Below are 8,411 nucleotides of genomic sequence, written 5' to 3'. Positions count from 1 at the left end.
TTTTTGTTTATAAGCGGTAGCATAGTAAGCACGAAAAATAAGTGCATGCCCATCTACTAATATTAAATGTTTCATAGAATTTTATTAACTCCCCTATTAAAAACTATTTATTGTGAATCTAAAAATTTATTTATAAGATCTTGATAATCTGTGATTGAAGAATCTTTATTCAAATTTTTATTATCTATTTTTTTTGTTAAATTTTTTTGTTTTTCGATAAAATCAATCAATAAATTAATTTCTTGATTAGTTGTACCAGAACCTTTGCTAATACGATGACGACGACGATTATTATTAGCCAGTAATGTCGGATTTAATCTTTCTTTATGTGTCATGCTTTGGATAATAGCTTCAAATTTAACTATTATATTATTATCTAAAATATTTAAATTAGTTATTTTATTACCTATTCCAGGAATAAAATTTAAAATTTTTTGAAAAGATCCCATCTTTTTAATTAAATTTAAATGTTTTTGTAAATCATAATAATTATAATTGTCTTGAAATAATTTATCTATTAATTCGGCATTTTGTTTTGGATCTATTTTATTTTCTATATTTTCTATTAAAGTAGATAAATCACCCATACCTAAAATTCGAGAAGCTATTCTTTCAGGATAAAAAAATTCAAAATTATCATCATTATGTTGCTCTGAGCTTGAAATAAAACGAATAGCTAATTTTGTAATATATCTAATAGATAAAATTAAACCTCCTGAAGTTTTAGCATCCATTTTAGTCATAATTACTCCAGTAAATGATAATTTTTCATTAATTTGTTTAATTTTTCCTGATATTCGTTGACCTCCTAAAGCGTCAACAACAATAAAAGTTTCATCGGGTTTAATATTTTTTTTAATTAAGGCTAAATTGTTAACACTAATTTCATCTTCAGGAGAGAATCCGGTAGTATCTATAATAACAGCTTGAAAATTATTTTTTTTTGCATAATTAATACCTTGCAAAATAACTTCTGATGCATCATTTGTATCATTGTTAGTGTAAACTTCTATATTAATATTTTTCCCTATTTGTTGTAATTGTTGAATTCCACCAGGTCTATGATAATCTGCTGCAATTAACAAAATTTTATCAATCTTTTTTTTATATATAAAATAAGCTAATTTACCTGCAACAGTTGTTTTTCCGCTACCCTTCATACCTATTAACATAAAAATATTTAACTTATTATCTTTTAAATTTAAAGGTAAAGGTTGACTACCTAAAATATTAGTTAAAGTATTTTGAATTATTTTAATAACTTGTTGTTGAGGGGTTAAACCTTTTAAGATTTCCATATTTAAAGTTTGTTGTTTAATTAATTCATTAAATTTAATGACTACTTCATAATCAACATCTGCTTTTAATAAAGCAGGATTAATCTCTTGCATGATATTATCAATATCTTCTTGTTTAATATATTTTTTATTACCGATTTTATCAATTATTTTTTGAACACTATTACTTAAAAAATTCATTAATAACTCCTTTTTTTATTTATTGATATTATATTAATAAAAATATTATTTATAATAAATTTTAATTATATATAATATTTAATTTTATTAATTGTCAAATAAACAATTAACATAATTTTGAATATCAAATTTCAATAAATCATTTGGTAATTCACCAATACCTATATATTTAGTTTCTAATTGATATAAATGCTTAATTGCTAAAATTAACCCTCCTTTAGAAAAATGATCAAATTTTGTAAGAATAATACCAGTAACCGGAATTTTTTGACTAAAAGATTCCACTTGTTTTAAAGCTTCTTGGCCTGTCATAGCGTCTAAAATTAAAAAGGTTTCGTGAGGAGCTTGAGTATTATACTTTTTAATAACTCTGTCTATTTTAGCTAATTCTTGCATTAGATTATCTTTATTTTGTAATCTTCCGGAAGTATCACATAAAATCACATCAAAATCTTGATTTTTACTATATTTCAAACCTTCAAAAATGACACTTGCTGGTTGACTATTATTTTTTGAAAAAAAATTACTTTTTGAAGTTATACTCCAACTTTCTAATTGATCTATCGCTCCGGTACGAAAAGTATCTGCTGCTATCAATAAAACTTTTTTATTTTGTTTAACTAATTGAGTAGCTAATTTTCCAATAGTGGTAGTTTTGCCAGAACCATTAACTCCCACAAAAAGATAAATTTGTGGTTTTTGTTTTGAAATATTGTCGTTATTATTACTTTTATTATTTTGTTGATAGAATAGCAATATTTGTTCTTTTAGAAAATTTAAAAAATATTTTGGTTGAGCTAAAATATCTGATGAAATATTTTTGCGAATTTGATTCATTAAATTTTGAGTGGATTCTAGACCTAAATCTGATTTCAGTAATAAAATCTTTAATTCATCTAATAAATTATCAGTTAATTTATTTTGTGATTTAATTCTTTGGACCCATTCTGGTATTTGTTCTTCAGATAAATTTTTTAAATTTGCAAAAAAATTTTTTTTATTTTGAGTTTTTTCTTTAAATAATTTTTTAAAAAAATTAAACATAATTTATTTATTTCCTCTTAATTATATACCATGGCAATAGATAAAATTATTAACTCTATAAATATATCAATTTAAATTGTATAATAAATTTATTTTTGAGATAATTTTTCTTTCTCTTCTTTTTTATTTTCTGATTTATTATTTTTATTAAAAGAGATAATTTGTTTACACTTCGGATAAGTGCTACAACCTAAAAATTTACCATATTTCCCATTCCTTTCTGCCATTAAAGATCCACAAGAGGAGCAATTTTGATTTGTTAAAATTATAGATTTTTTTTGATCAATATCGGAATTTTTACACTTAGGATAAGCATTGCATCCTAAAAAGACACCATATTTACTGTAACGTTCTACCATAAAATCTCCACAAATAGTACATTTTTTTTGTGTTGTAATATTTTTCATAACTTTAATATTATTATTAGCATTTATAAATAATTTAATAAAATCATCATAAAATTTATTTAAAATAGTTATTTTATCTACTTGACCATTAGCTATATTATCTAATTGTTCTTCCATATAAGCTGTATATTCGATATTAATAAAAGAATTAAAAAATTTTATTAAAAGTTCATTCGTCATTAATCCTCGTTGAGTACAAATCATTTTCTTATCTTTAATATTTACATAATATCTATTTTTTAAAGTTTCAATAATGTGAGAATAAGTTGAAGGTCTGCCTATTTTTAAATTTTCTAAATGTTTAATTAAAGAAGCTTCGTTATAACGAGGCGGCGGTAAAGTCATTTGGGATTTAGCTATAACTTTTTGAGGTAAATAATATTGATGCTTTTGCCAATCAGGTAATAATATTTCTTTAAAATTAGAATAAACACTAGTTTTTAAATAACCATCGAATATCATTTGATAACCTTCAACTTGAAATAAATATTTTTCGATTTCAAAAATAAACTGTGTTTTATTAATAACTGCTGCACTCATTAAACTAGATATAGTTTTTTGATAAATTAAATTATATAAAGAAAATTCATCTTTATTTAAATAAGACTTAATTTGTTGAGGAGTTTTTTTTATATCAGTAATGCGAATAGCTTCATGAGCTTCTATACGTTTTTTAGATAAATTTTTTAATTTTATATCATTTACGTAAGAAGAACCAAATTTTTCGCTAATAAAACTTTGAGCATTTTCAACAAATTCCTCGGACATACGATAAGAGTCGGTTCTCATATAAGTAATTAATCCGATTATTTCCTGATCTATTTTAACTCCTTCATAAAGTTTTTGCGCAATGATCATAGTTTTACGAGCATTCATACCTAAATATTTAAAAGATTCTTGTTGTAAAGTAGCAGTAATAAATGGCTTCGGAGGTTTATTTAAATTTTTAGTTTTTATTATATCTTTTAAATAAAATTTTTTATTTTTTAACTGATTTAAAATTTGATTAGCTTCTTCAAGTTTAATTTTAGGATTTTTGGGATTAATAATTAAATTAGCTGTAAAATTTTCAAAAATAGCTTTAATTAAATAATATTCTTCGGGAATGAAATCATTATGTTCTTTTTCGCGTTCAGCAACAAGTTTTAAAGCTACTGATTGAACACGCCCTGCCGATTTAGAACGAATACGTCTAACTAAAGAAGATAATTTAAACCCAATTATTTTATCTAAAATAAGTCGAGTTTCTTGTGATTCTACTAAACGTTTATTAATCGTTACAGGATTATTAAAAGCTTTAATAACAACATTTTTATTGATTTCACTAAAAAAAATTCTATTTTTATCTAACGGTTTTAATTTTAAAACTTGAGCTAAATGCCATGCAATAGCTTCGCCTTCTCTATCAAAATCAGTAGCTATAAATACATGTTTATCTTTAGTTTTGGAAATTAAATTTTGAACTAACTTTTCTTTACCTTTAATAATGCAATAATCAGGTTTAAAATTATTATCAATATCAATACCTAAATTATCATTACCTTTTAAAGATAAATTACGTATATGTCCTTTTGAAGATAAAACTAAAATTTTATGATCAAAAAAACTACTGATAGTTTTAGCTTTAGAAGGTGATTCTACAATAATTACTTGTGACTTCATAGTTAAAAATGCTCCTTAAAGAAATTATTAAATCTATAAAATGAAGTTTTCTATTATAAATTATTTACTTGCATAACTTTTAAAGCAATTATATCACATTAAAGAAATTTAAATCAAAATTAACAGGACCTATAAAACCATTAGATACTTTATACAAAATCATATCTAAAACTTTATTTTCATCAATAATATTATTTTTTGTTAAATAAATATTTTTTTGTGCTATTTTATACCATAAATTAGGTAATTCTAATTCTTGTTCATCCAATTTGAAACATTTTTTTAAATTTTGATAATAATGTTTTTTAAGATAAGTTAATAAATATTCTACAATAGGTAATTTCGGATATAAAGTAGATTTAATGCAGCCGCAAATAGCTAAATTATATCCAATATAAGGATCACTAAATTTATGATATAAAACTCCAGGAGTATCTAATAATTTAATTCTTTGATCTATTTTAATCCATTGCATTTGTTTTGTGATACCTGGTATATTCGCAGTTTTAACAATCTTTTTATTAGCTAAACAATTAATTAATGTTGATTTTCCCACATTAGGGATACCGGTAATCATTAATTTTAAAATTTTATGTTCCCAAAAGGGTTTTTTTATTTTTAAAATTTTATATATATAGGGTTTAATTTGATGAATATTAATTTTTGATTTAGCATCAATCCATAATACCGGTATTTTATTTTTTTCAAAAAAATTTTTAAAAATATTTATTTTAGACATATCCGCTAAAGATATTTTATTTAACAACAATAAAAATGGCTTATTATTAAATGTTTTTAACAATTCCCAATTGACACTTGAATAAGGTATTCTTGCATCTAAAATTACTAACATTAAATCAATCATTTTTAAAGATTGATCTATTTCTTTAAAGGTTTTTTTCATATGACCAGGAAACCATTGAATACAAAATTCACGCATTATCTTACTCTTCTTATTTTTTAATAAAATAATAATTATTATAATTATTAAATTTTATTATTTATTATTTTTATCTAATTCTTGTTTTAAATTTTGTAGATATAATTTCAAATCTTGATCAGGAACAAAAATTTTTTTACTATAAACCTTATATACTTCTTCGCCAGATATTAAAATAATAGCTAAACCAATTTTATCTAATAAAATATGATAAAGACGTTGTAAAAACAATTTTTTAGCCCAATAAAAAGGATTAATTATATTAACTGAAGTACTTAAAAAATTCATTAATTTATTAGTTTTTTGAATTTTTTGTAAATATTTTTTATTTATTAATTTATATTTTAAAACCATAATTTGTCGCAAAGTCATACGTTTAAAAATGCATAAAATTTTATTTTGAAATAAAATATCAATTCTTTTATGCAAATATTCTATTAATAATAAAGTTTCTCCGAGATTTAACTCTAAACAAGGAGAAGTCGACCTCGGATAAAAAATAGTTGCTATTTCTAAAGTTAATTTTTGTATTTCTTGAAACAATATTTCTATATATTTTTGGGGATTTTCTTGAGTTTTATTTAAAAATGTTAATTGATGTTTTTTAATTAATTTATTAACTTTTTCGTTTTCTGCTAAATCTTCTGTTTCATTAAAAGAAATTTTAAAATTTTTATTAAAATTTTTAACAATAAAAAATAAATATACCAGAGAAAAAGTAATACCTCCGGCACCAAATCCAGCTAAAAAAATTCCAAAAAATTTCAATTGATTCCATAAATTATTAACCAAAAACATATTCAAACTTCCTTTTAAATTTATTAATTATCGAATATTTTCTAGCAAATAACTTGCGTACCATATATGTAACTTTAATTTTGACATCACTAATGATAAAATATTAATTATAATTATGTATTAATTAACTTTTTAAACTTAGGTTTTAATGAATAGTAAACTATTTAAAACATATATTATTAAAGAAGTTAATTCTTAGTTGCTTTTCGTAATTATTTATAAAACGTTATATGTAATTTTAAATTTATTTATCCAAAGTAATTCATAATAAAATTTATATTTAATAATATTTGAATTATTAATTGAATAAAATTTTTTCATAATTTAAAAATAAAGCGATAAATTTTTTTGATTATTATTTTTTAATGATAATATTTGTTGATAAATATATAAATTTTTTGTCGATTAAGGTGTTTTTTATATATATAATTTTAGTTTAACAAATAACTTTTTGTTATAGATATCCAAAATTATATTCAAAATATATTATTTGATTGCTTTATTATTTGATTATTTTTTATTCAATGAACAATGAATTAAAATTTTTATACTGTTTATATTACCTTGGGAAATTTAATTTAATTAAAACTATTTTTTTGCAATAGTTTAATTATGAATATCTTTGTATAACCATCAACAATTATATAATAATATTTTTATTAAATACATCAAAAAATAATATAATAATATAGTAGAATAGTGAAGTTTAATAATGTAATTTATTTCATTATATATTACCGTCAAGTTAGTTTCTCTGCAGAACCGGACAAGCAATTTTTCAACAAAACGACGTATAATATATTATTAAAATATCTTTAAAACTTTTTGCCATATAAAGGTTATTATCTTTTGTCTTCTTTATGTTTTTTAAGATATTTTAATTTTAAAATTAGGCTGACGACTACTCTAAGTTTCGCTTTATTTGATTTTAATATTTATTAGTTTTAACTGTTTTAAATTTTTAAATTTTGTTAAGTGTTAAATTATTTTAAATCAATAATTTTTGATTTTAATTTTAAAAATGAAATTTTTTGTGATTAATTAGTTTTATATTTTATTAAATATCTATGTTATACTTTAAAAAAATTTTTTCCAACTCCCAAATAATATATTTAAATATTATTCTTATTTGAGATTTTTTAATATATTTTTATTAAAATAATTGAAAAAACTTAGATATTTCGAATAATTTTTATAAATTTTATATTTGCTTAAATTTATTATTAATATAAATGTTTATTTTTTTAATTATTTAAAATAAAAAAATTTTATTTAGTTTAATAATTTAAAAAACATTAATTATAAATTTTTATATGTCGGAACATATTTGGTTGTAAAATTTAATTAATATTGGTATCAGGAAAATTTAGGTTAATTGTTTTTTAAAGAATCTGCGTGATGTAGGATTTAGTTTTGTTACTTTTTTTCAGTGTATTATTCAGAAGTAAAAGTTATTCCAAATATTTTGCTATTAATCGCAAAAAGATTTAACTTGTAATGGGACGTAATTTTTGAAGTATTAATATATTTTTAAAGATGTTAATATCATAGTTTGATTGTGTTATTTAACGTATTGATCTTTATGATTAATTACTTTTTCTGAAAAATTTTTTTGAATAATGAACAAAATATATTTTCCTAAATAAAGATTAAAGATTTTTTAATTAACATAGATTTTAACTTCATTTAGTTATTAAATAAAAAAAAGATCCCCTCTGAGAAAGAGGGATCTTTAAGTTTATGATTATTAAATTCGAATTGTTTTAATTTCTTCTATTATTATTTTGTTGATTTCGGTTATTTTGGTTTTGTAGATGATATTGATCACGCATCAAAATTTGTTGATTTATCCTTTGGAGATCATCCAATGTACAATTCATACTTTCGGCAACTTCCCTCATCATTCTTAAACGTGTTGAAGAATTTAAATCCATATTATTAAAAATATTATTGAATGATATAAGTAAACGGTTTCTTTCCTCTTCAAGTTGTTGTTGTCTTATATTTAAATCTATTCCAGGTAAAGCATATAATTTTTTATTATTTTTGTTATTATTTATAAATAATAATCCTAAAAAAATA

Annotated in this window: 6 protein-coding genes; all 6 read right to left on the bottom strand. The window is 21.1% G+C overall.

Annotated elements, in window-relative coordinates; all coding sequences use genetic code 11:
- Positions 1 to 107: 107 nt before the first annotated feature.
- Complete coding sequence (locus KHD59_RS02135) at positions 108 to 1,478, bottom strand: signal recognition particle protein (protein ID WP_215419688.1); 1,371 nt, start codon at positions 1,476 to 1,478, stop codon at positions 108 to 110.
- An 87-nt stretch (positions 1,479 to 1,565) separates the two neighbouring features.
- Positions 1,566 to 2,522: a signal recognition particle-docking protein FtsY gene (ftsY, locus tag KHD59_RS02130; RefSeq protein WP_215419689.1), complete on the bottom strand. Its 957-nt coding sequence runs from the start codon at positions 2,520 to 2,522 to the stop codon at positions 1,566 to 1,568.
- An 89-nt stretch (positions 2,523 to 2,611) separates the two neighbouring features.
- Positions 2,612 to 4,591 (bottom strand): type I DNA topoisomerase, encoded by a 1,980-nt coding sequence (topA, locus tag KHD59_RS02125; protein WP_215419690.1) that lies wholly within the window; start codon positions 4,589 to 4,591, stop codon positions 2,612 to 2,614.
- A gap of 88 nt (positions 4,592 to 4,679) precedes the next feature.
- Positions 4,680 to 5,531 (bottom strand): ribosome biogenesis GTPase YlqF, encoded by an 852-nt coding sequence (gene ylqF / locus KHD59_RS02120; RefSeq protein ID WP_215419691.1) that lies wholly within the window; start codon positions 5,529 to 5,531, stop codon positions 4,680 to 4,682.
- Between the two features lie 57 nt (positions 5,532 to 5,588).
- Positions 5,589 to 6,329, bottom strand: coding sequence for a hypothetical protein (locus KHD59_RS02115; protein ID WP_215419692.1), 741 nt, complete (start codon positions 6,327 to 6,329; stop codon positions 5,589 to 5,591).
- 1,763 nt (positions 6,330 to 8,092) lie between these two features.
- Positions 8,093 to 8,410, bottom strand: coding sequence for an effector protein (locus tag KHD59_RS02110; protein ID WP_238120333.1), 318 nt, complete (start codon positions 8,408 to 8,410; stop codon positions 8,093 to 8,095).
- Position 8,411: the final 1 nt, after the last annotated feature.

Source organism: Sesame phyllody phytoplasma (assembly GCF_018390775.2).
In the GTDB taxonomy this organism is placed as follows: Bacteria; Bacillota_I; Bacilli_A; order Acholeplasmatales; family Acholeplasmataceae; genus Phytoplasma; species Phytoplasma australasiaticum.
This window is presented reverse-complemented; position numbering and strand designations above follow the sequence as displayed.